The 20,963-nt window shown below is 60.6% G+C and carries 20 protein-coding genes and 1 riboswitch; of the genes, 6 read left to right on the top strand and 14 right to left on the bottom strand.

The annotated features are described in order from the left end of the window. Window positions 1–5: 5 nt before the first annotated feature. From ACA066_RS02510 to ACA066_RS02480, 7 genes are all read right to left on the bottom strand, one after another. On the bottom strand, window positions 6–530 hold the full coding sequence (locus tag ACA066_RS02510) for a retropepsin-like aspartic protease family protein (RefSeq protein WP_084320924.1): 525 nt from the start codon (window positions 528–530) through the stop codon (window positions 6–8). Further along, the gene (locus tag ACA066_RS02505) at window positions 527–1,516 is read right to left on the bottom strand and encodes an esterase-like activity of phytase family protein (protein ID WP_497697999.1); all 990 of its coding nucleotides are present in this window, start codon (window positions 1,514–1,516) and stop codon (window positions 527–529) included. The genes ACA066_RS02510 and ACA066_RS02505 overlap by 4 nt, the downstream gene beginning before the upstream one ends. Next, the gene (gene parE, locus ACA066_RS02500; RefSeq protein WP_214380396.1) at window positions 1,516–3,420 is read right to left on the bottom strand and encodes a DNA topoisomerase IV subunit B; all 1,905 of its coding nucleotides are present in this window, start codon (window positions 3,418–3,420) and stop codon (window positions 1,516–1,518) included. Before parE ends, ACA066_RS02505 begins: the two co-directional genes overlap by 1 nt. Window positions 3,421–3,462: 42 nt before the next feature. Next, window positions 3,463–4,071 carry a YqiA/YcfP family alpha/beta fold hydrolase gene (locus ACA066_RS02495; RefSeq protein WP_497697998.1) on the bottom strand — a complete coding sequence of 203 codons (609 nt, stop codon included), beginning with the start codon at window positions 4,069–4,071 and terminating at the stop codon, window positions 3,463–3,465. A 186-nt stretch (window positions 4,072–4,257) separates the two neighbouring features. Further along, entirely contained in the window at window positions 4,258–5,073 is an 816-nt protein-coding gene (cpdA, locus tag ACA066_RS02490; protein ID WP_497697997.1) for a 3',5'-cyclic-AMP phosphodiesterase, read from the bottom strand. A 98-nt stretch (window positions 5,074–5,171) separates the two neighbouring features. Then, window positions 5,172–5,624 carry a DUF1249 domain-containing protein gene (locus ACA066_RS02485; RefSeq protein WP_497697996.1) on the bottom strand — a complete coding sequence of 151 codons (453 nt, stop codon included), beginning with the start codon at window positions 5,622–5,624 and terminating at the stop codon, window positions 5,172–5,174. Next, complete coding sequence (locus ACA066_RS02480) at window positions 5,615–6,232, bottom strand: NUDIX domain-containing protein (RefSeq protein ID WP_214380393.1); 618 nt, start codon at window positions 6,230–6,232, stop codon at window positions 5,615–5,617. The genes ACA066_RS02485 and ACA066_RS02480 overlap by 10 nt, the downstream gene beginning before the upstream one ends. A 206-nt stretch (window positions 6,233–6,438) precedes the next feature. On the opposite strand from ACA066_RS02480, the gene ACA066_RS02475 reads away from it, so the two are divergent. Then, on the top strand, window positions 6,439–7,185 hold the full coding sequence (locus ACA066_RS02475; protein ID WP_497697995.1) for an RsiV family protein: 747 nt from the start codon (window positions 6,439–6,441) through the stop codon (window positions 7,183–7,185). On the opposite strand, the gene cytX is transcribed toward ACA066_RS02475, so the two are convergent. After that, window positions 7,154–8,446 carry a putative hydroxymethylpyrimidine transporter CytX gene (gene cytX, locus ACA066_RS02470; protein WP_497697994.1) on the bottom strand — a complete coding sequence of 431 codons (1,293 nt, stop codon included), beginning with the start codon at window positions 8,444–8,446 and terminating at the stop codon, window positions 7,154–7,156. The two genes, ACA066_RS02475 and cytX, sit on opposite strands and share 32 nt — an antisense overlap. A gap of 135 nt (window positions 8,447–8,581) precedes the next feature. Further along, a complete protein-coding gene (thiC, locus tag ACA066_RS02465; protein WP_497697993.1) occupies window positions 8,582–10,471 on the bottom strand; it encodes a phosphomethylpyrimidine synthase ThiC in 1,890 nt (629 codons plus the stop codon). A gap of 168 nt (window positions 10,472–10,639) precedes the next feature. After that, a riboswitch (TPP riboswitch) is annotated at window positions 10,640–10,745 on the bottom strand. Window positions 10,746–10,941: 196 nt separating this feature from the next. Between thiC and ACA066_RS02460 the strand changes: the two genes are divergently transcribed. Beyond that, entirely contained in the window at window positions 10,942–12,375 is a 1,434-nt protein-coding gene (locus ACA066_RS02460) for a TolC family outer membrane protein (RefSeq protein ID WP_497697992.1), read from the top strand. A 114-nt stretch (window positions 12,376–12,489) separates the two neighbouring features. Here ACA066_RS02460 and waaA read toward each other — a convergent pair whose 3' ends face one another. Together waaA and ACA066_RS02450 are read right to left on the bottom strand one after the other, a co-directional pair. Next, complete coding sequence (gene waaA / locus ACA066_RS02455; protein WP_497697991.1) at window positions 12,490–13,767, bottom strand: lipid IV(A) 3-deoxy-D-manno-octulosonic acid transferase; 1,278 nt, start codon at window positions 13,765–13,767, stop codon at window positions 12,490–12,492. A gap of 11 nt (window positions 13,768–13,778) precedes the next feature. Further along, window positions 13,779–14,681, bottom strand: a complete 903-nt coding sequence (locus ACA066_RS02450; RefSeq protein ID WP_497697990.1) for a LysR family transcriptional regulator — start codon at window positions 14,679–14,681, stop codon at window positions 13,779–13,781. 103 nt (window positions 14,682–14,784) lie between these two features. Here ACA066_RS02450 and ACA066_RS02445 point away from each other — a divergent pair, with 103 nt between their 5' ends. The 4 genes from ACA066_RS02445 to ACA066_RS02430 all read left to right on the top strand — a co-directional run bounded on the left by ACA066_RS02445 (window position 14,785) and on the right by ACA066_RS02430 (window position 18,362). Beyond that, complete coding sequence (locus ACA066_RS02445; protein ID WP_008027887.1) at window positions 14,785–15,117, top strand: DMT family transporter; 333 nt, start codon at window positions 14,785–14,787, stop codon at window positions 15,115–15,117. A 261-nt stretch (window positions 15,118–15,378) separates the two neighbouring features. After that, window positions 15,379–16,554, top strand: coding sequence for an NAD(P)/FAD-dependent oxidoreductase (locus ACA066_RS02440; protein WP_497697989.1), 1,176 nt, complete (start codon window positions 15,379–15,381; stop codon window positions 16,552–16,554). Further along, complete coding sequence (locus ACA066_RS02435) at window positions 16,551–17,363, top strand: aldo/keto reductase (protein WP_497697988.1); 813 nt, start codon at window positions 16,551–16,553, stop codon at window positions 17,361–17,363. The genes ACA066_RS02440 and ACA066_RS02435 overlap by 4 nt, the downstream gene beginning before the upstream one ends. A 33-nt stretch (window positions 17,364–17,396) precedes the next feature. Beyond that, the gene (locus ACA066_RS02430; RefSeq protein ID WP_497697987.1) at window positions 17,397–18,362 is read left to right on the top strand and encodes a metal ABC transporter ATPase; all 966 of its coding nucleotides are present in this window, start codon (window positions 17,397–17,399) and stop codon (window positions 18,360–18,362) included. Window positions 18,363–18,374: 12 nt separating this feature from the next. On the opposite strand, the gene ACA066_RS02425 is transcribed toward ACA066_RS02430, so the two are convergent. The 3 genes from ACA066_RS02425 to ACA066_RS02415 form a co-directional block, all read right to left on the bottom strand. After that, window positions 18,375–19,181, bottom strand: coding sequence for a hypothetical protein (locus ACA066_RS02425; RefSeq protein ID WP_497697986.1), 807 nt, complete (start codon window positions 19,179–19,181; stop codon window positions 18,375–18,377). A 64-nt stretch (window positions 19,182–19,245) separates the two neighbouring features. Then, entirely contained in the window at window positions 19,246–19,950 is a 705-nt protein-coding gene (locus ACA066_RS02420) for a hypothetical protein (protein ID WP_497697985.1), read from the bottom strand. Window positions 19,951–19,952: 2 nt separating this feature from the next. After that, window positions 19,953–20,927, bottom strand: a complete 975-nt coding sequence (locus ACA066_RS02415) for a glycosyltransferase family protein (RefSeq protein ID WP_497697984.1) — start codon at window positions 20,925–20,927, stop codon at window positions 19,953–19,955. Window positions 20,928–20,963 lie beyond the last annotated feature (36 nt).

The raw sequence follows: 20,963 nt of genomic DNA, 5'->3' as shown, positions 1-20,963 counted from the left end.
GGGCCTCATCGGTTCGTTGTCTGGCGCAGCAGCATGGTGCCACCGCGCTGGGTAAATTCAAGTTTGTTCAGCGCGCTCATACCGAGCAGCACTTGCTTGCCATCCAGGCCTGGCACGACGATGGCGCGCACATCACGCAGCACAATGTCGCCCAGTTGCAGTCGGTCGACACGGGTTCGATAACCCTCGGTACGACCGTTGGCGGTGCTCAGGGTCACCCCGAAGCCTTGTTCAAGTTTCAGCCGTTCGGCCATTTCCGCCGGGATCGCCACGTCGGTTGCCCCGGTATCCAGCATGAAATCCACCGGCTGGCCGTTGATCTGGCCGCTGGCGACGAAGTGCCCCTGGGTGTTGCTGGCCAGCTTCACTTCGATAAAACCTTCGCCCTGTTCCGAGCTGACGACGACGTTGGGATTCTGCTGACGCTCCTCCCATTGGCCGAAAAACCGCGTCGCCAGAAACAGCGCCGCGCACCAGGCCAGCACCATAAACACCCGACCGGCGCGTTTTCCTGGCGTTTGCGGGGTCATGGCTTGGCGCTCCAGCCACCTTCCGGCGCGGCGAAGCGCCATACGATCGGGCGATATTCGCCATCAACACGGGCACCGTCGTTGTTGTCGATACCGACCCACGCCCCGTCAGCGTCCACGATCAGCGCTTCCGTCAGGCCATAGCCCTGTGGATAACGACGATTCTCCTGCAACGCCTCATCAGCAAACGACCAGCAACGCTCGACCTTGGCCGTCACCGCGTCACGGCGGCAAATCTCGAACGCATTGCGCTCAAGGGTGAACAGCTTGCCGTTGAACAAGGACAGATCGGCAAAATCCCGCGACACCGCTCTGGCCTTGGGAAATTTCGCCGGCTGCATTTCCATCCCGGCTTCGCTCAGCAGCACACAGCCGCCGTCGCAATCCCAGACCGTTTGCTGGCGCTTGATCAACAGCAGGCCACGGCGCTCGCGCTCGGCGGCCAACCACAACTGATCGCCGGCCGGATTGATCGCCAGGCCTTCGAACAATGCGTTGAAGTGCAACAACATGCCACTGGCCCGGGCTTCGCGAACCAGCATCGGCGAGATCTTCAGCCAGGACGTCGGCCCAACGGGCGGCACTTGCAGAATCGCCGCATGGGATTCGCTGACAATGTAGCGATTACCGGCGCTGTCGCAGGTGATGCCTTCGAAATCCAGGTCCCCGCCACGTACAAACGACGACGCCCAGGTTCGCGAACGCAAGCCCCAGGGCAAACCGCCGTCCGGTAATGGCGGCACACCGATGCGCACGGTTTCAGCCTGCCAGACCGTGTCGTTGGTCTCGAGTCGGTAGATCTGATCGTCATCGCGATCGGAAATGGTCCACAGATTTTTGCCACACTGGGCCAGCCCCGACAGATTGCCACCGCGCATGCCCTCCACGGGATGCTCGGATAACAGGCGCAACTCCGGTGCCGGTTCGGCAAACGCCGAAACAGAGGTCAGAAGTAACGCACACGCCAGGGCAAAGCCAACCCGCATCAGCCAAGAACCTCGGCCAGGTTGCCTTTGGATTCGAGCCAGGATTTGCGATCACCGGCGCGCTTCTTCGCCAGCAACATGTCCATCATTTCCGAAGTCGCTTCGAAATCGTCCAGGGTCAGCTGCACCAGACGCCGAGTGTTCGGGTCCATGGTGGTTTCGCGCAGTTGTGGCGGGTTCATTTCGCCCAGGCCTTTGAATCGGGTGACCTGCGGTTTGCCGCGCTTCTTCTCGGCAACCAGACGATCGAGGATCCCGTCGCGTTCGGCTTCGTCGAGGGCGTAGTAAATCTCTTTGCCCAGGTCGATACGGTACAGCGGCGGCATGGCCACGTAGACGTGACCGGCATCCACCAACGGGCGGAAATGCTGGACGAACAGCGCGCACAGCAGCGTGGCGATGTGCAGACCGTCGGAGTCGGCGTCGGCGAGGATGCAGATCTTGCCGTAACGCAGCTGGCTCATGTCCGCCGCGCCCGGATCGACACCGATCGCCACGGCAATGTTGTGCACTTCCTGGCTGGCCAGCACTTCGCTGCCGTCGACTTCCCAGGTGTTCAGGATTTTGCCGCGCAACGGCAGGATCGCCTGAAACTCTTTGTCCCGCGCTTGTTTGGCGGAACCGCCGGCGGAGTCACCTTCCACCAGGAACAGCTCGGAACGCATCGGGTCCTGCCCGGCGCAGTCGGCGAGTTTACCCGGCAGCGCCGGACCCGCAGTAATGCGCTTGCGCTCGACCTTCTTGCTGGCCTTCAGACGACGACCGGCATTGTTGATCGCCAGTTCCGCCAGCAACATGCCGGTTTCCGGGTGGGCGTTGAGCCACAGGCTGAAGGCGTCCTTGACCACACCGGAAACGAACGCCGCCGCTTCACGGGACGACAGGCGTTCTTTGGTCTGGCCGGAGAATTGCGGCTCCTGCATTTTCATCGACAGCACGAAGGCGATGCGTTCCCAGACGTCTTCCGGCGCCAGCTTCACACCGCGTGGCAGCAGGCTGCGGAACTCACAGAACTCGCGCATCGCATCCAGCAAACCCTGACGCAAACCGTTGACGTGGGTACCGCCCTGCGCCGTCGGGATCAGGTTGACGTAGCTTTCCTGCACGCTGTCACCACCTTCCGGCAACCACAGCAGCGCCCAGTCGACCGCTTCTTTATTACCGGCCAGGCTGCCGCAGAACGGCTCGTCCGGCAGGCGCTCGAATTCGCTGACCGCGTCGACCAGATAGGAACGCAGGCCGTCTTCGTAATGCCACTCGACTTTTTCGCCGGTGGCCTTGTCTTCAAAACTGACCAGCAGCCCCGGGCACAGAACGGCCTTGGCCTTGAGCACGTGCTTGAGGCGACTGATGGAGAACTTCGGTGAATCGAAGTATTTCGGGTCCGGTGCGAAGAATACGCTGGTGCCGGTGTTGCGCTTGCCGACGGTGCCGACCACTTCCAGTTCGGTTTTCTTGTAACCGTCGGCGAAGGTCATCTGGTATTCGTTGCCGTCACGCTTTACGCGCACCCGGACTTCGGTCGACAAGGCGTTGACCACCGAAATACCCACCCCGTGCAGACCGCCGGAGAACTGGTAGTTCTTGTTGGAAAACTTGCCACCAGCATGAAGCTTGGTGAGGATCAGCTCGACCCCGGAAACACCCTCTTCCGGGTGAATGTCCACCGGCATGCCACGGCCGTCATCGCTGACTTCCAGGGAGTGGTCGGCGTGCAGGATGACCTGCACCGAGGTCGCGTGCCCGGCCAAGGCTTCGTCGACGCTGTTGTCGATGACTTCCTGGGCGAGGTGGTTCGGCCGACTGGTGTCGGTGTACATGCCGGGGCGTTTGCGCACCGGGTCGAGGCCCGAGAGGACTTCGATGGCGTCTGCGTTATAAGAGCTAGCGCTGGGAGTGGCCATGGGGTCTCGTCGTCAAATGTTCTATGAAATAGAGGCGAAGGTTCACAGTGCTGTGAAATCGATCGCCTGATACAAATCTGCGCCGATGCCGGCAAAACTCAGCATTGCCGGCAATTGCCCGGCAAAACCCTGGAAACCATGGTCGCCGCCGGCCTGAATGCGCAAGGCACAGGCCCGGTAATACTGCTGGGCGAGGCGATAATCCAGTGTTTCATCGCCGGTCTGCAACCACACCTGATAACGCAGCGGGTCCCGGGGCGCCGGCACTTCCAGCTCGGCCAGGGCCGTCACGTGGTCGTGGGTCAATTCCCAGGCCTCATCGGTATACAGGTTTTTCTGCGTCCCCAGGAACCCGTCGAACATCCGGTGCGGACTGACGGCAGGGTTGATCAACAGGGCCTTGAGGCCATGGCGCTCGGCCAGGTGAGTCGCATAGTAGCCGCCGAGTGAGCTGCCGACCAGCAATGGCCGCCCCAGCTCGGCAATCGCCTGTTCCAGCTGACCGATGGCCTCGCGCGGATGGTGATGCAAGGCCGGAACACGCAGGTGATCGCTCAAGCCCAGACGCTCCATCACTTCGATCAACTGCGTGGCCTTTTTCGACGAAGGCGCGCTGTTGAAACCGTGGATATAAAGGATCGAACCGGACATTTGAACTCCCTGTGCGTCGGGTAAAGAAGGCGGAGTTTACAGCGTGTCGGGGGAATCGGGATATCCGCGAAATTCATGTCTTCTGAGCGGACGCCATCGCCAGCAGGCTGGCTCCCACAGGGATTTGTGCACGACGCAGATTCAATGTGGGAGCCAGCCTGCTGGCGATGGCAGCACCGCAGATATTCAGTAGCCGTTGGAGCCGTAATCGACCGTGTAATCGAACCCGGTGACACGCTCCACGCCGGTTTCAATCTGTCCATTTGGCAGAAGCCGCAACCACCGATATCCCGGCGCCTGCTCACCGACCTTGAAATCCTCACTGCCCGGCTCGAACTGAATGCAGGTCGATGGCGAGGCAATCAGGCGTACACCGTTGCGATCCTGATCAATTTCCTGATGCACATGCCCCCACAAAACTGCACGCACCTGCGGAAACCGATCCAGCACGGCAAACAACGCCTCAGGATTGCGCAACCCGATCGGCTCCATCCACTCACACCCGATCGACACCGGATGATGATGGAAGCACACCAGATGATGCCGCTCCGGTGCCTCGCTCAACGAGCGGGCCAGCAGCTGCAACTGCTCATCCTGCAAATACCCCGGCACCGACCCCGGCACAGCCGAGTCGAGCAAGGTAATGCGCCAGTTTCCGATGTCCACCACCGGCTCCAGCAGCGCGCTCTGCACCGCGGCCTCGGCCATGATCCGTGGTTCATCGTGATTACCGGGAATCCAGCGCGCCGGCGCATCGAGCTGGCGGGTCAGTTCGCGAAACTGCTGGTACGACTCCAGCGTCCCGTCCTGGGAAAGATCGCCACTGGCGATGATCAGATCGATCTGCGGCTGTTGCAGCCTGACCAGTTCGATGACCTTTTGCAGGCTGTCGCGCGTATTCATGCCCAGCAACGTACCGTCGGCCTCGGCAAACAGATGACTGTCGGATAGCTGCACCAGCAGCGCCGAATCGGTGGTGGTTAATGTGGATACGCTCGGCAAGGCGTTCTCCCAGGGCTGAACACGGGATTGGATGAGTGCCGCAATTATGCTGGGGGACGATCAAAAGAGGAAACCTGTGAACCTGACGCAGTTCACACTCAGCGAACAACAGCGTACTCATGACCACACGCCAGACAATGGCTCAGCCACTCCCCCAGAAACATATTCAGTTGGGCCTTTTCGTCCGGCTGATGCATCGCGGCGTTCGGGTAAGGATAGATGCCGCGAAAGCGTCGCGCATGTTCGGCGCTGATCACTTCGGCCATGCAGGCGTCGTGATAGACCTGAACTTCCAGTTGCGGCACCGGCAGCCACGGCAGGCTGTGTTCCTGGCGCACTTGCAGGGTGGTGGTGTACGGACAGACCTGCAGCACTTCGAGGGCCAGCACGCCGAGCATCTGGTCGCCGTGGGTCACGGCGATGCGCCGCGCTGCCGGTTCGTTGCGCATGTCCGGCAGCAGTCGCATCAGGCGCGCGTAGTTGGCCTCGCAAGAAGCTTGCAGCCCCACGAGGTCCACCCTATAACGATCGCGCAACTTGTTTACGACCATAACCCCCTCACTTCAACGCGGTTCAATGCCAGCCATTGCAAGGCAATGATGCTGGCTGCGTTGGCAATTCGTCCGTCGCGTACGGCTTGCAGGGCATCTTCGAACGCCCAGACCGTAACGCGGATATCTTCTGCTTCTTCCTCCAGCCCATGCAGGCCGCCGACCCCGGTTGTCTCGCAACGCCCCAGGTACAAATGCACGAATTCATTGCTGCCGCCCGGCGATGGAAAATATTTGGTCATCGGCCACAGCGCCCCGAATACAAGCCCAGCTTCCTCCTGCGCTTCGCGGTGAGCAACCTCTTCCGGCACTTCCTCCTTATCGATCAGACCGGCGACCAGTTCGATCAGCCACGGGTTATCGGTCTTGCCCATGGCACCGACGCGAAACTGCTCGATCAGCACCACTTCGTCGCGCTGCGGATCGTAAGGCAGCACGCAGACGGCATCGTGGCGAACAAACACTTCACGATTGATTTCGCGGCTCATGCCCCCGGCGAACAACTCGTGGCGCAAGTGCACACGGTCGAGCTTGTAAAAGCCCTCGTAGCACTTTTCGCGCCGGACGATATCGACGGCGGTCGGAATGGCGTTGGCAAAATCAGTCATGGCAATCCTCGTATGTGCAGCGAGGCTCCTGCCTCGACTTCGCGCCATCCTAACGCGCCCGTGACGTTTGATGCAGCCCCTTTCCCGTCAGCGGGATAGACGGTGAGGGCTAAACCAACTCTAATTAGCTTAGTGGCGAACTGACTGCTTCGTTGAGAGTCGAAGCGGGTAACTTTTCGCCTTTCCCTGTTTTATGAAGGACGCCCATGTCGCTTTTTAAAATCGCCTCCGTGGCCGCAATCGCCCTGACCCTGGGCGCTTGCCAGAGTCTGTTCCAGCCCAACTACCGGGCGCCGCTGGAAACCACCCGCGATGCAGCAGAAACGCTGAAGCCGGGCTGCACAACGCCCGACTGCCCGTTGGTGAACATCGATACCCTGCGCTTTCCCGCCGAGCCTCAGCTTGACGGCATCGTCGAAAAACGCCTGCTGCAAATGACCCGCACCTCGCCCGACGCCCCGGTGGCACCGACGCTGGTGGCGTATCGCGATGAATTTTTGCGCACCGCCGGCCCGCGCTACAGCAGTTACCTGCAAGCGAAAGTACGTGAGCAGCATGACGGCTTGGTGATCGTGGAATTTTCCAGCTACCTGGACACCGGCGGCGCGCATGGCACGCCAGGCCGCAGTTTCATCAACTATTCGCGCCAGCAGCATAAAGTGCTGACCTTGTCCGACATGTTGGTGCCGGGGCAGGAAGAGGCGTTCTGGAAAGCGGCGCAGGTGGCGCACAACAGCTGGCTGATCAGCACCAAGCTCGATCAGGAACCGGAGTTCGTGAAGAGCTGGCCGTTCCAGAAAACCCAGAACGTGGCGCTGACCTATGGCGGAGTGATCCTCAAGTACGAAGTGAGCACCATCGCGCCTTACGCGCTGGGCCACGTCGAACTGAAGATCCCTTACCCGCGCCTGAACGGCATTCTCAAGCCCGAGCTGTTTCCCGGCCGTAACTGAAGGCCCGGCCCAGCACCAGCTGAAGCAGCCCTGCCAGAATCAACGACGGCAGGGTTGCGCCGATGTCCGGATACAGATTAGCCAACAAGTGATACGTGCTCACCCCGCCCAACCAGGCGAGCAACGCCGGCCAGCGCAATGCGGCTGACGCCACCTGAGCACTCCGTTTGCGCAGGATGAAGTGATCCACCAGCACCACGCCGAACAGCGGCGCAAACACCGAACCGATCAACAGCAGGAAGTTTTGGTACTGGGCCACTGGCGCCAGGTAGGCGATCAGGGTGCAGATTACACCGATGGCCAGCGCCAGATGCTCGACCTTCAAGCGCAACAGAATCCCGCTGGAAACGGCCGCCGAGTGAATATCGGCGAAGGCTTTTTCCGACTCGTCCAGCAGGATCAGCAGCAGCGGAATCCCCAGGCCGGCGCCGGCCAATGCCAACAGCAAGGCATTCACTTCACCGCTCGGCGCGAACGCCAGGGTGTAGGCCACGCCCAGGCTCATCAGCCAGAAATTACCGATAAAGAAGCCGATCGCCGTACCGCCGAAGACATTCTTCGCACGCTTGCCGAAACGCGAGTAGTCGGCAATCAGCGGCAACCACGACAGCGGCATGGCGATCGCAATGTCGAAGCCCACGGCGAACGGCATCGAACCATCACCGGCCTGCGCCCACAATGCGGCCAGATCAGCTTTGGCGAACAGGTTCCAGGTCAGCCAGATGCACGCCACCAGCAGCAGCCAGATACCCCACTTGCGCAGGATCTGCCGCACGAACGTCAACGGACCGCTGACGGCCAGCAAGGTCGCCAATCCACCGAAGAACAAGGTCCAGAGCAACGGACTGGACAGCAGGCTGCCTTCGCTGAACGCCCGCGCACCCAGCAGGCTCGCCGCGTCGCGCATCACAATAATTTCGAACGAGCCCCAACCGATCAGTTGCAGCAGGTTCAGCACCGCCGGCAGGCTCGCGCCACGCTTGCCAAGGCTGAGTTTGAGCGCGGCCATCGACGACAGGCCGGTGTCACTGCCGATCACGCCGACAGCGGCCAGCAGCAGAACGCCGACCAGCGTGCCAAGGAAGATCGCCAACAGTGAGCCGGACAGGCCCAGACCTGGCGCGAGCAGAGCGCCGGTCTGCAAAACCATCAGGCCGATGCCGAGGGAAAACCACAGGGAAAACAGATCACGGCCGCCGAAGACACGTTTGTCGGTCGGCACCGCGATGTCAGGAGAGTAAGTGCTGGGTTGAATGTTCAAGGGGGTTGTCTCGGATAAGAGCAGTGGAAAGCTGCAAGCTGCAAGCTGCAAGTTAGAAGCAATCCGCAATCTGCTTCTTCTTGTAGCTTGTAGCTTGTAGCTTGTAGCTTGTAGCTTGTAGCTTGCAGCTTATAGCTAGACTTTCTTATAAAGCTGACTGCCTTCCTGCTTGAACCGCTCGGCCTGTTCCGCCAATCCCTGGGCGACTTCGGCATCGACGGTTTCGATCCGCTGGTTGGCCGCGTACTCACGGACTTCCTGGGTGATTTTCATCGAGCAGAATTTCGGCCCGCACATCGAACAGAAATGCGCGACCTTGGCCGAATCCTTCGGCAGGGTTTCATCGTGATACGAACGGGCGGTGTCCGGATCAAGGCCCAGGTTGAACTGGTCTTCCCAACGGAATTCGAAGCGCGCCTTGCTCAAGGCATTGTCGCGGATCTGCGCGCCCGGATGTCCCTTCGCCAGATCGGCGGCATGCGCAGCGATCTTGTAGGTGATGATCCCGGTCTTCACGTCATCCTTGTTCGGCAAGCCCAAGTGTTCCTTCGGCGTCACGTAGCAGAGCATCGCGCAACCGAACCAGCCGATCATCGCCGCGCCGATACCGGAGGTGATGTGGTCGTAGCCCGGCGCAATGTCGGTGGTGAGCGGGCCGAGGGTGTAGAACGGCGCCTCGTCGCAGCACTCGAGCTGCTTGTCCATGTTCTCTTTGATCAACTGCATCGGCACGTGGCCCGGGCCTTCGATCATGCACTGCACGTCGTGCTTCCAGGCAATCTTGGTCAGCTCGCCGAGGGTTTCCAGCTCACCGAATTGTGCGGCATCGTTGGCGTCGGCAATCGAGCCCGGACGCAGGCCGTCGCCCAGCGAGAAGCTGACGTCGTAGGCCTTCATGATTTCGCAGATGTCTTCGAAATGGGTGTAGAGGAAGTTCTCTTTGTGGTGCGCCAGGCACCACTTGGCCATGATCGAACCGCCGCGGGAAACGATGCCGGTCACGCGTTTGGCGGTCAGCGGCACGTAGCGCAGCAATACGCCGGCGTGGATGGTGAAGTAGTCGACGCCCTGCTCGGCCTGTTCGATCAGCGTGTCGCGGAACAGCTCCCAAGTCAGGTCTTCGGCCGCGCCGCCGACTTTTTCCAGGGCCTGGTAGATCGGTACCGTGCCGATTGGCACCGGCGAGTTGCGGATGATCCACTCGCGGGTTTCGTGAATGTGCTTGCCGGTGGACAGGTCCATGACCGTGTCCGAACCCCAGCGAATACCCCAGGTCAGTTTCGCCACTTCTTCTTCGATGGACGAACCCAGTGCGCTGTTGCCGATGTTGCCGTTGATCTTCACCAGGAAGTTACGGCCGATGATCATCGGTTCCAGTTCGGTGTGGTTGATGTTGGCCGGGATGATTGCGCGACCGCGGGCGATCTCGTCACGGACAAATTCGGGGGTGATGATTTTCGGCACGCTGGCGCCGAAGCTGTGACCGGCGTGTTGCTGGTCCAGCAGCCCGGCGGCACGGGCCACTTCGAGCTTCATGTTTTCGCGGATGGCGACGTATTCCATCTCGGCGGTGATGATGCCTTTACGGGCGTAGTGCATCTGGCTGACGTTGGCCCCGGCCTTGGCGCGGCGCGGGTTGTTCACGTGGGCGAAACGCAGCTTGGTCAGCTCCGCATCGGCGAGGCGTTCCTGGCCGAAGTTGGAACTCAGACCGGGCAGGCGCTCGGTGTCGCCACGGGATTCGATCCACGGCGAGCGCACATCGGCCAGGCCTTTGCGCACGTCAATAATGACATTGGGATCGGTGTAGGGGCCCGAGGTGTCGTACACAACCACCGGCGCGTTGATCTCGCCGCCGAAGTCGGTCGGGGTCACGTCGAGGCTGATTTCGCGCATCGGCACGAGGATGTCCGGACGGGAGCCCTGAACATAGATTTTTTGCGAGCGGGTAAACGGCTGAACCGACTGTTGATCGACTTGGGCCGAGTCACTCAGGTTCGTAGTGTTTTTTGGTTTTATCGTCATCACGGGCTCTCCAGACAGCATCCAGGCAGTGGAATTTTGTCGGAGCGAACCTGTAACGAATGGACGCGACCAATCAGCCATGACAAAGCTGTTGGTGCTGTGCTCAGTGCTCGAGGGGTGTTCGATTGTCGAACAACATCCCGGACGAAGCACAAGAGGACTCGCCGGGTGACGAGAAATCTTGTTCCCTACGCAGGCGCTAACCTGATCAGGTTCAACGGGATCCGAAATTATTCGATCTCAGCCTCATAGCAAGGCACCCCGACAAGAACCCGGCCAGTCTAGACACAAGTGGCAAAGAACGCCAACACCGCAGTAAACACCATGATGAATGGCGCAATTACAGGATTGTTGCCGCACGTACGCGCAACTACACTCGCTACGCCGTACCGCGCCTTGACGCTGTACGGGCCGCGCCGTACCTTGGCGCCTAAATTATCAGCGTCATATCAATTTCTAGGGATCGCCTCATGCTGCGCAAACTCTCACTGGCCGTTGCCGTGTCTTGTGCGTCCAATGGAATGGCCTGGGCAGCAGAAGCGCCCTTATCGACCAAGACCGATCTGGTCAGCGTCTATCAGGAAGCGGTGGACAACAACGCCGACCTGGCCGCCGCCCGCGCCCAGTACGGCGCCCAGAAAGAAGTCGTGCCCCAGGCCCGCGCCGGCCTGCTGCCGAATATCTCGGGTGGCGCCCAGGTGGCCAACGTGCGCACCGACATCGATCAACCGGCGGCCATTGCCAACCGCAGCGCCAATTCCTATCAGGCAACGCTGGCTCAGCCGCTGTTTCGCGCTGATCGCTGGTTTCAGTATCAGGCCGCCAAGGACGTCAATGAGCAGGCCGCGCTGCAACTCTCCGCGACCGAGCAAAACCTGATTCTGCAAACTGCTGAAAACTACTTCAACGTGCTGCGCAGCCAGGACAATCTGGCCTCGACCAAGGCTGAGGAAGCGGCGTTCAAACGCCAACTCGATCAGTCCAACGAGCGCTTCGATGTCGGCCTGTCGGACAAGACCGACGTGCTGCAATCGCAGGCCAGCTACGACACGGCACGGGCCAACCGGATCGTTGCCCAGCGTCAGGTGGATGATGCGTTTGAAGCGTTGATCACCCTGACCAACCGTCAGTACAACTCGATTCAGGGCATCGTCCACACCTTGCCGATCCTGCCGCCGGCGCCGAACGATGCCAAGGCCTGGGTCGACACCGCCGCCAAACAGAACCTGAATCTGCTGGCCAGCAACTACGCCGTCAGCGCCGCTGAAGAAACCCTCAAGCAGCGCAAGGCCGGTCACGCCCCCACGGTGGATGCGGTGGCCAAGTACGAGAAAGGCGACAACGATGCCTTGGGCTTCAGCAACCCGAACGGCTTCGGCCAGCCCTACGGCGGAAACGTCGAGCAACGCACGCTGGCCCTGCAACTGAACATTCCTATCTACAGCGGCGGCCTGACCAGCTCCCAGGTTCGCGAGTCTTACTCGCGCCTGGACCAGACCGAACAACAGCGTGAAGGCCTGCGTCGGCAAGTGGTGGAAAACACCCGCAACCTGCACCGCGCGGTGAACACCGATGTGGAGCAGGTGCAGGCGCGCAAGCAGTCGATCATCTCCAACCAGAGCGCGGTGGAGGCGACAGAAATCGGTTATCAGGTGGGCACGCGCAACATCGTCGATGTGCTCGATGCCCAGCGTCAGCTGTACACCTCGGTGCGCAATTACAACAACACCCGCTACGACTACATCCTCGACAACCTGCGCCTGAAGCAGGCCGCCGGCACGTTGAACCCGGGGGATTTGCAGGATCTGAAGCGCTATCTCAAGGCCGACTACAACCCGGACAAGGACTTCCTGCCACCGGATCTGGCGAAGGCTGCGGCGGAGCAACTCAAAGCCCGGCCTTGACGCAGAGCCTGTAGGAGCACGGCTTGCCGGCGAAGGCGATCTCACTGACGCCTTCGCTGGCAAGCCTAGCTCCTACGGATCGCGGGGATGTTCGAAATCAAAGGTCCCCACCGGTTAGCGTTCGATCAACTTGCCCAACCGATCCAGCAGCCGCTGCAACGCGCCCTGATTGGTGCGCATCACTTTCAATCCCGCCTCCGCCATTCGCTGCGCATCGCGCGGCAATTCGAACAGTCGCTGCACCGCCAGCGCCAAGGCTTCGGCGTCCTCCACCTCCTGCAATGCGCCGGCGCTGCGCAACTGCGCGGCGATTTCGAGGAAGTTGAACAGGTGTGGCCCACTGAGCACCGGTTTCGCCAGGGCGGCGGGTTCCAGCAAGTTATGGCCACCGTTCGGCACCAGACTGCCGCCGACAAAAGCACTGTCGGCCAGGGCGTACAGAAACAGCAACTCGCCCATGGTGTCGCCGAGCAACACCGAAGTCCCTGCGGTCACCAGCTCGCCGGTGGAACGCCGCTCCGTGGCGAAACCCTGTTGCGTGCACAGGTCGAACACCGAATTGAATCGCTCCGGATGACGCGGCACCAGAATCAGCAACGCATCGGGATGACCGGCAAGCAACTGGCGATGCGCCGCCAACACCACTTCATCTTCACCGTCGTGAGTGCTGGCGGCGATCCACACCGGACGTTCCTGAGCCTGCCATTGCCCGCGCAACTCGGCGGCACGCCGGAGCAGTTGCGGGTCGATGGTCAGGTCGAACTTGATCGAACCGGTCACTTCAACGGTCTCTGCGCGGGCACCCAAATCACGGAAGCGCTGGGCCTCGGCTTCGGTCTGCACCGCGAACAGACTCATCTCGGCGAGCATCGGCTGGGTCAGCTTGCCGAAACGGCCATAGCCTTTGGCCGATCGCTCGGACAGCCGTGCATTGGCCAGCGCCACGGGGATCCCGCGTTTGGCGCATTGATGGATATGGTTGGGCCAGAGTTCGGTTTCCATGATCACCGCCAGTGTTGGCCGGACCCGATCAAGGAACCGCGCCGCAGCGCACGGCAAGTCGTAAGGCAAATAGCAGTGCTGGATGCGCGGCTCGCTGGCGAACAGCGCCTGGATGCGTTCGGACCCGGTCGGTGTCATGCAGGTCACGGTGATCGGCAGCGTCGGGTAGCGTTGCAATAACGCGCGAATCATCGGCGCTGCAGCGATGCTTTCGCCCACGGACACCGCGTGCACCCAGATGCCGCCCGGCTTCATCGCCGGCAGCCCGAGGGAGAAACGCTCGCCGATGCGTTTGGCATACGCCGGCGCCTTGCGCGAGCGCAGCCACAGCCGAATCGCTACCAATGGCAGCCCCAGGTAAAACAGCGCGGTGTAGAGAGTTCTATTCATGGCGGCGGAGTTTATCGGCTTTTCTCGCCGATCGCCTGCAAGTGCACGGCAAAACGTTCCGCCAGCCAACGGGCCGCCGGACCAAGGGGCTCGTCGCGACGCCACACCAGTTCCACCACCAGCGCTGGCGGTGTCCATTCACTGGCCAGTTCGATCATCAGCCCCTGATACGCCGGATACTGCACCACGTGTCGCGGCAGCCAGGCCCAGCCGAGACCGCGCACCAGCCACTCAGCCATCACGTAGAAACTGTCGGCCCGCCAGACCTGCGGGCTGGCCGGCTCGCTGCCGGGATAGACACTGGACTGAGTCGACATCAGCAACTGCCGATGCTGCGCCAGTTGCTGGCAGTCGACCCGAGCCTGCGTCGCCAATGGATGCCCGACACCGCACACCGTGACCATTTCGACGCTGCCCAGCACGCGCCGTTCGAGCGCCTCGGGAATCTGATCGTGATAAAACAACAAGCCGAGATCGGCCCGGCGCTCCACCAGCTTGCGCGCCACATCGCCCTGGGCCGCGCTGGTCAATTGCACTTCCAGGCTGGGAAACTTCTGCGCCAGGGCCTCGAAGCTTTCAATGATTGGCTGGTACGGCATCGCCTCATCCTGAGCCACGCGCAGACGGGCCTCCTGGCCGCGCATCATCGCCAGCGCCCGGCCGTTGAGGCGCTCGCACTGGCGCAGCACTTCCCGCGCTTCCTCCAGCAAGGCGTTACCCGCCTCGGTGAGTTTCGGCTGACGACCGCTGCTGCGGTCGAACAGGCTCACGCCCAGGTCCTCCTCCAGCAGCGCAATCGAACTGCTGACCGCCGACTGCGCCTTGCGCTGATCCCGCGCCACGGCGGAAAACGAGCGCTGCTCCGCTACGCTGACGAACAGCCGCAGTTGTTCCAGATTCCATTGCATGTTCATGGGCAAACCCATCTTCAGGACAGATAGGTAATGACTTTACCGCATCTGGAGAATCACTAGAATGCCGACCTCAGAAAGCAACACTTCACACGAGGATGCACCCATGACCGCTTACTACTACCTGGCCATTGCCATCTGCGCCGAAGTGATCGCCACTGTTTCGATGAAAGCGGTCAAAGGCTTCAGCACGCCGCTGCCGCTGATTCTGGTGATCGTCGGCTACGGCATCGCCTTCTGGATGCTGACGCTGGTGGTGCGCAGCGTTCCGGTGGGCGTGGCTTACGCGGTGTGGGCCGGCATGGGGATCGTGATGGTCAGCGTTGCGGCGCTGTTTATCTACGGGCAGAAGCTGGATGTGCCGGCGATGTTGGGGATGGCGCTCATCGTGTTGGGAGTCGTAGTGATCCAACTCTTCTCCAAAACCGCCGGTCATTAACTGCCAACGCAATTCCCTTTGGCAACCCGGTCACGTGTGGCGAGGGGGCTTGCCCACGTTGGGCTGCGAAGCGGCCCCAAAACCTGCAACCGCATTTCTCCCGACACTCGGAGCCAGCAGGATTTACGACTGCTACGCAGCCGAACGGGGGCAAGCCCCCTCGCCACAGGGTTTGTGTATGGTCATCAGTTGATCGCCAGCAAAACCTCCAATCTTCGAGTCTGTATACTGCGCCCTCGTCTTGAACACTGAGGTCGCTGCATGCCATCCGTTATTTCCACCGACGTTCTGATTGTCGGCGCTGGTGTCGCCGGCCTCTGGCTGAATGCGCGCCTGCGCCGCCAGGGTTTTTCGACCGTGCTGGTGGAAAGCGCCAGCCTTGGCGGCGGGCAGAGCGTCAAGTCCCAGGGCATCATCCATGGCGGCGCCAAATACGCGCTGCATGGCGCCCTGACCGGCGCTTCGGAAGCCATCGCCGACATGCCGCGTCGCTGGCGTGAAGCCTTGGCCGGCGACGGCGAACTGGACCTGTCCGGCGTGCGTCTGTTGTCCGAAGCCCACTACCTCTGGTCGCCCGGCACGATCGCCGGCAACCTCACCAGTTTCTTCGCCAGCAAAGCCGTGCGTGGCCGCGTCGACCAGGTCAAGGGCGACCAATTGCCGCCGGCCCTGCAAGACAAGCGCTTCAAGGGCAAGGTCTATCGCCTCGCGGAACTGGTGATCGACGTGCCGAGCCTGATCCAGCGCCTGGCCGATCTGGCGGGTGATGGCTTGCTCGCCGGTCAGAACATCGAACCGCTGCTGGACGGTGGCGTTCTGGTGGGCCTGAAGATCGACGGACGCGAGATCCGCGCCCAGCGCATCGTCTTGAGCGCCGGTGCCGGCACCGCAGCGCTGCTTGAAGCGCTGGGCCTGAGCCAGCCCGCCATGCAACGCCGACCGTTGCACATGATCATCGCCAAAGGCCCAAGCCTCAAACCGCTGTACGCCCACTGCCTGGGCGGCGGCACCAAACCGCGCATCACGGTCACTACCCATCCGGCCGCCGATGGCCAATGGGTCTGGTACATGGGTGGTGACATTGCCGAAGCCGAAGGGGTTGCCCGCGAACCTGCCGAGCAGATTGCCACCGCGCAGAAAGAACTCGGCCAGTTGCTGCCATGGATTGACCTGAGCACCGTGCAATGGGCAACCCTGCGCGTGGACCGCGCCGAGCCGCTGCAATCGGGCCTGACCCGCCCGGACAACGCATTCCTCGCCGAAGAAGGCCGGCTCCTGGTCGGCTGGCCCACCAAACTGGCGCTGGCGCCGGACTTCGCCGATCGCGTGATCAACTCCTTGCAACGTGACGGCATCCAGCCAGGCCATCCGGCGCCACTGCCCGAATTGCCGAAACCACCCATGGGCGTCCCCGCCTGGGAGCAACTGCTGCCATGAGCCAACCCACCCTGCACGATCTGCATCGTCCATTGGGCAGCACCGGCTTGATGGTTTCACCGCTGGGCCTGGGCACGGTCAAACTCGGCCGCGATCAAGGCGTGAAGTACCCCAACGGCTTCCAGATCCCCGGCGATGACGAAGCGCGCATGTTGCTCAAACTTGCCCGCGACCTGGGCATCAACCTGATCGACACCGCGCCGGCTTATGGCCGCAGCGAAGAACGCCTCGGCCCGTTGCTGCGGGGTCAGCGCCAGGATTGGGTAATCGTCAGCAAGGTCGGCGAAGAGTTCGCCGACGGTCAGTCCCGCCATGATTTCAGCGCCGCGCATACTCGCCTGTCGGTGGAACGCAGCCTGCAACGCCTGGAAACGGATTTCATCGATCTGGTGCTGGTGCATTCCGACGGCAACGACCTGGCGATCCTTAACGACAGCGAGGTCTACGCGACCCTCGCCGCGCTCAAGGCCGAAGGCAAGATTCGCGGCTATGGTTTCTCCGGTAAAACGGTCGAAGGCGGTTTGAAGGCTCTGGAGCAAGGTGATTGCGCGATGGTCACCTACAATCTGAACGAACAGAACGAGAAGCCGGTCATTGACTATGCTGCTGCACACGGCAAAGCCATCCTGGTCAAAAAAGCCCTGGCCAGCGGTCATGTCTGCCTCAGCCCGGGTGTGGACCCGGTGCGCGCCAGCTTCGAGTTGTTGTTTGAACATCCGGGTGTGGCCAGTGCTATTGTCGGGACCATCAATCCGCTGCACCTCGCCCACAACGTCGCGACCGTTGCCCAGGTCCTACGTAGCAACTGATGCCGCCCCACGCGGCCTAAAGCAGGAGCCGACATGCCGCGTACGCTCATCAGAAAGAACCCGAGCAACTTCAAGACCCTGCCGTTATTCGTCGAAGCGACTCCTGAAGGCTTGAGCTATCAGAGCGTCGGGATGCCGCTCAATTTTTCCCAGACCCTGCAACGTCGCCGCCCGGTGACGGTGGCTGACAACGAGCGGTTTGCGCTGGAGCTGGCTAACCTCGGGGTCTCGGTGCGCCTGACTCTGCATTGGCAGAATCGCGATTACTGGGTGCTGGTACGCCAGCGTCGGCAGGACCGTGGCGACGTGGTGCTCAAACTGATCTCCGGTTACGTGCCGGCCCACGAGCTGAATCTGCCGCTGCACACGGCGATTCAGGAGATAGCCGAAGAGTGCCTGCTGGAAACCCCGGAAGGCTGGCTCGGTGGACGTTTCAACGACACCTGGCTGCCGGCGCCCTACTCGTCTGCGCTGCATTATCGCGAGGCGTTGCCGTTTCGCCTGACGCCGTTATCCGGCGCGGCGCGGCCGGTGCGTTGCGCCAACCTGCAGTTGATTGAGCGTCCGCAGGCGTATGTGCACCTGCCGACAGCATCGCTGCAATTGATCTATGACTTGCGCCTGGACGTGCCCAAGGAAGCCAAGTCCCTGAGTCTGTTTCATGTCGACGAACGACTGGAAGGCGACCAACTGGTGGCCCGGCTGGATCGTAAACGTCCGGACTTGTACTTGATGCCTCTGGTAGATGGCGTCCCGCGCCCTGAGCTGTACACGCTCAAGCGCGACAAGCTTGTATCCGCCAGTACCCGTGGACTTTATCTGGCGGAGAGCTTTGCTATACAGGAAGGCTGGACCGTTCGCGAGGAACGTATTCGCTGGAAGGACTGGGTTGCACAACAAGGACTGGAAGTACCCAAAGCCCCGCGACGGAGACTGAAAAAACTGAGCGTCAAGGCCCTGCGACTGGTTCGTTTGGTTCAGGAAAGTTTGCGCAAATAAGTCGGGGGCGATCTATCCTGTTCGCTGCCTGTCCATCAAGGTGCGTAACCGCGCAAAAAAATGGAAATAGCGATTCTCGCGCTTGCCCATGCCGCGCGTGGGTGAGAACGACTCCTCGGCAAAAGCTCCGGTGATACGAACACGCGAAGCCTTGGTCTGCAGGGTGCAGATCTTCGCCCCTGCCTGTTGCAGTGCAAACTTGAGCAGCCGCTCGGAGTGCAACTTCCTTCCCGTCACTTTACTGAAATCAAAAATGCGCTCGATCCTTTTGCCGTACGCGACGTATGTGTCACGACCACAAATGGCAAAACGATCATTCAGCCCGCCCCACCACTGCCAGTCGGGAATGTAGGTATTAAGCCGTCGGGCTTCGGGATGCTTGAACACATACGCGGGTAGCGGTGAGTGAAAGAAAATGTCCGGCCGCACGTAGATGACGAAATCGGGATTGAACGACTCCATCATGGTCGTGACGGTATGCAGAGAATTGAGTTGATAGATCAGGTTTCTGAGTGAGGCGTAATCATCAGCCCAGGTATCGCCCAGCGCTTTCACTTGTTCAAAGTTCCAGCGCTCCAGCACACCCTCGGTCGAGGTCAGTTGCCCGGTCATGGTTTCGAAGGGCTCGTAGTTGTCAGCCTTCAGCTCACCTTGCTCACCCGAGCGCGAGTTCTGCACTTCGTCGATTTTATACAGGTGGTAAAAGCATTTTACGTTGCTGTCGGAAGGAAGCAGCGCCAAGACGTTTTCTTGAATGGAAGGAAAACAGATCTGCGAGTTTCTCGGGATACCAAAAAAAGCCACCGCAATATTCAACACTACAGCCCCCCTTGAAAACTAATCGGGCTCATCTTGCGGCGCCCCGCTGGCACCCGGCGACAAGTCAGCCGCGACGAAACAACTTCTGCCACCAATGACGACGCCGCAGAGGTATCACGATGACGTCTGATTTTTGCAGCCAGTCCCGCTCATAATCCCAGGCATGCCCGCTCCAGCGTTTCCCCGCTTCGTTGGAGAAACCTAACGTCAGAAGTTGGTAGTCATATCCTGCTTGTCCACGCAGCCAGTCAAACAACACCAACGCATTGAAACCGGTGGAGGGCCCGACATAGCGTTTACCGTCTGGACGATCGACCGGGTAGTTCCACAATGCCGGCAACGGAATACGCTCCCAATAGAGCGCCACCTCTGGCAAGGGGCACATGGCCCCGGTGCATCCGACTAACATCGTGAAACACCGCGCGTCAGCCTGCCTGAAAAGCCGCTGCACTTCAGGCCCGTAGGGAAGGCCAAAAAAATAGGCGTCCGGCGAATTGAAACCATGTACGAAGAGATTAACGCTTTGTGGGGAAAGCAGCGTCGCCAGGACACAGTTGTTGAAGCTGACGACGACATCATCGGCGCCGATATTCAGCGCCTGGAAATCGTCCCGGGTAATGGCTGGATTGTTGGCAACCAGCAGCACCCGGGGCGCCCTGCGCAGGCACTCCTTCAGTTCCTGCGGCAGCCCGCCCGGAACAGACTGATGACCACCGGGCAGTGCGTCCAGCGCCATTGGCTCATCGGCTTGGGACTGGTGATTTTCCATGGTTACTCTGGAACCTGCATACCGTAACGCACCTTTACCCACAGGCGAGTGAACACTGAAGGTGGTTGCCAGGGACGCATTTCACGCTGAATCTCGGCAGCGAGTGTGCGCCCCACACGAGCAAAGGAATACTGGCTCTCGGCGAACGCCTGGCCGTTACTGGCAATGCGCGCGGTCAGCAACGGGTCACTCTGCAGCAGCCGGAGTTTTTCCACGGCCTCATCTTCGGAGCGATAGAAAACCGTGTTGTGCATATCCCGGAAGCCCAGCAATTGGTCTTCTTCACCCTGACTCCAGGCCAGCAAAACACATCCACACGCCATCGCTTCAAAGTTCTTGATCATGAACTCATTCATGCCGATATCGGCGCTCACGAAAATCTTGATGCGATTGAGCATTTCCAGATATTCGGCGCCTGACTTGGTGCGGCCCACCAACATGCCGGTACGCAGGGAAAGGGATTCAAGAAGCGCCCTGCGCAGCGCGTATTCAGTGCTTTTCAGACTGCCCAGAAAGGCCACCGGGATGTCCCGAACACTGTCGGTGTTATGCAGCATTTGTTCGTCATATCCCTTCGAAACGAACACTGCATCAATGTTTTCAGCTTGCATCCGACGCGCTACGACAGCGCCGGAAACCAGCACGCGAGAACTTGGCAGACGGCTGTAAAGACGCGAGTAAACCCGCAAGTATTTACTCTCGGGCATGTAATTCTGATAAGCATCATGCTCAAGAAAAACCAGGCCGGGGATACATTTCAGGACCCTAAGTTGAGGGACGAGGCGCTTGACCCTGGAGAAGATCACGACCCGGTCACAGTTCTGGTAATTGACGGAGGCGAGAAACGGACCCAGCTTCATTTGCTGCTTTTTGCTCAGGCGATGAACGACACACTCGTGGCAGTTCTGCTGCACGATTTCATACAGGCGATCCAGAATGACGCGCTGCTCGTCCATTACCAGGAGCATCACTTTCATAGATCATTTACCACGAGACAAAGCAGGCAAGAGCAT

It is taken from the genome of Pseudomonas sp. LBUM1651 (assembly GCF_059716135.1).
This window is presented reverse-complemented; position numbering and strand designations above follow the sequence as displayed.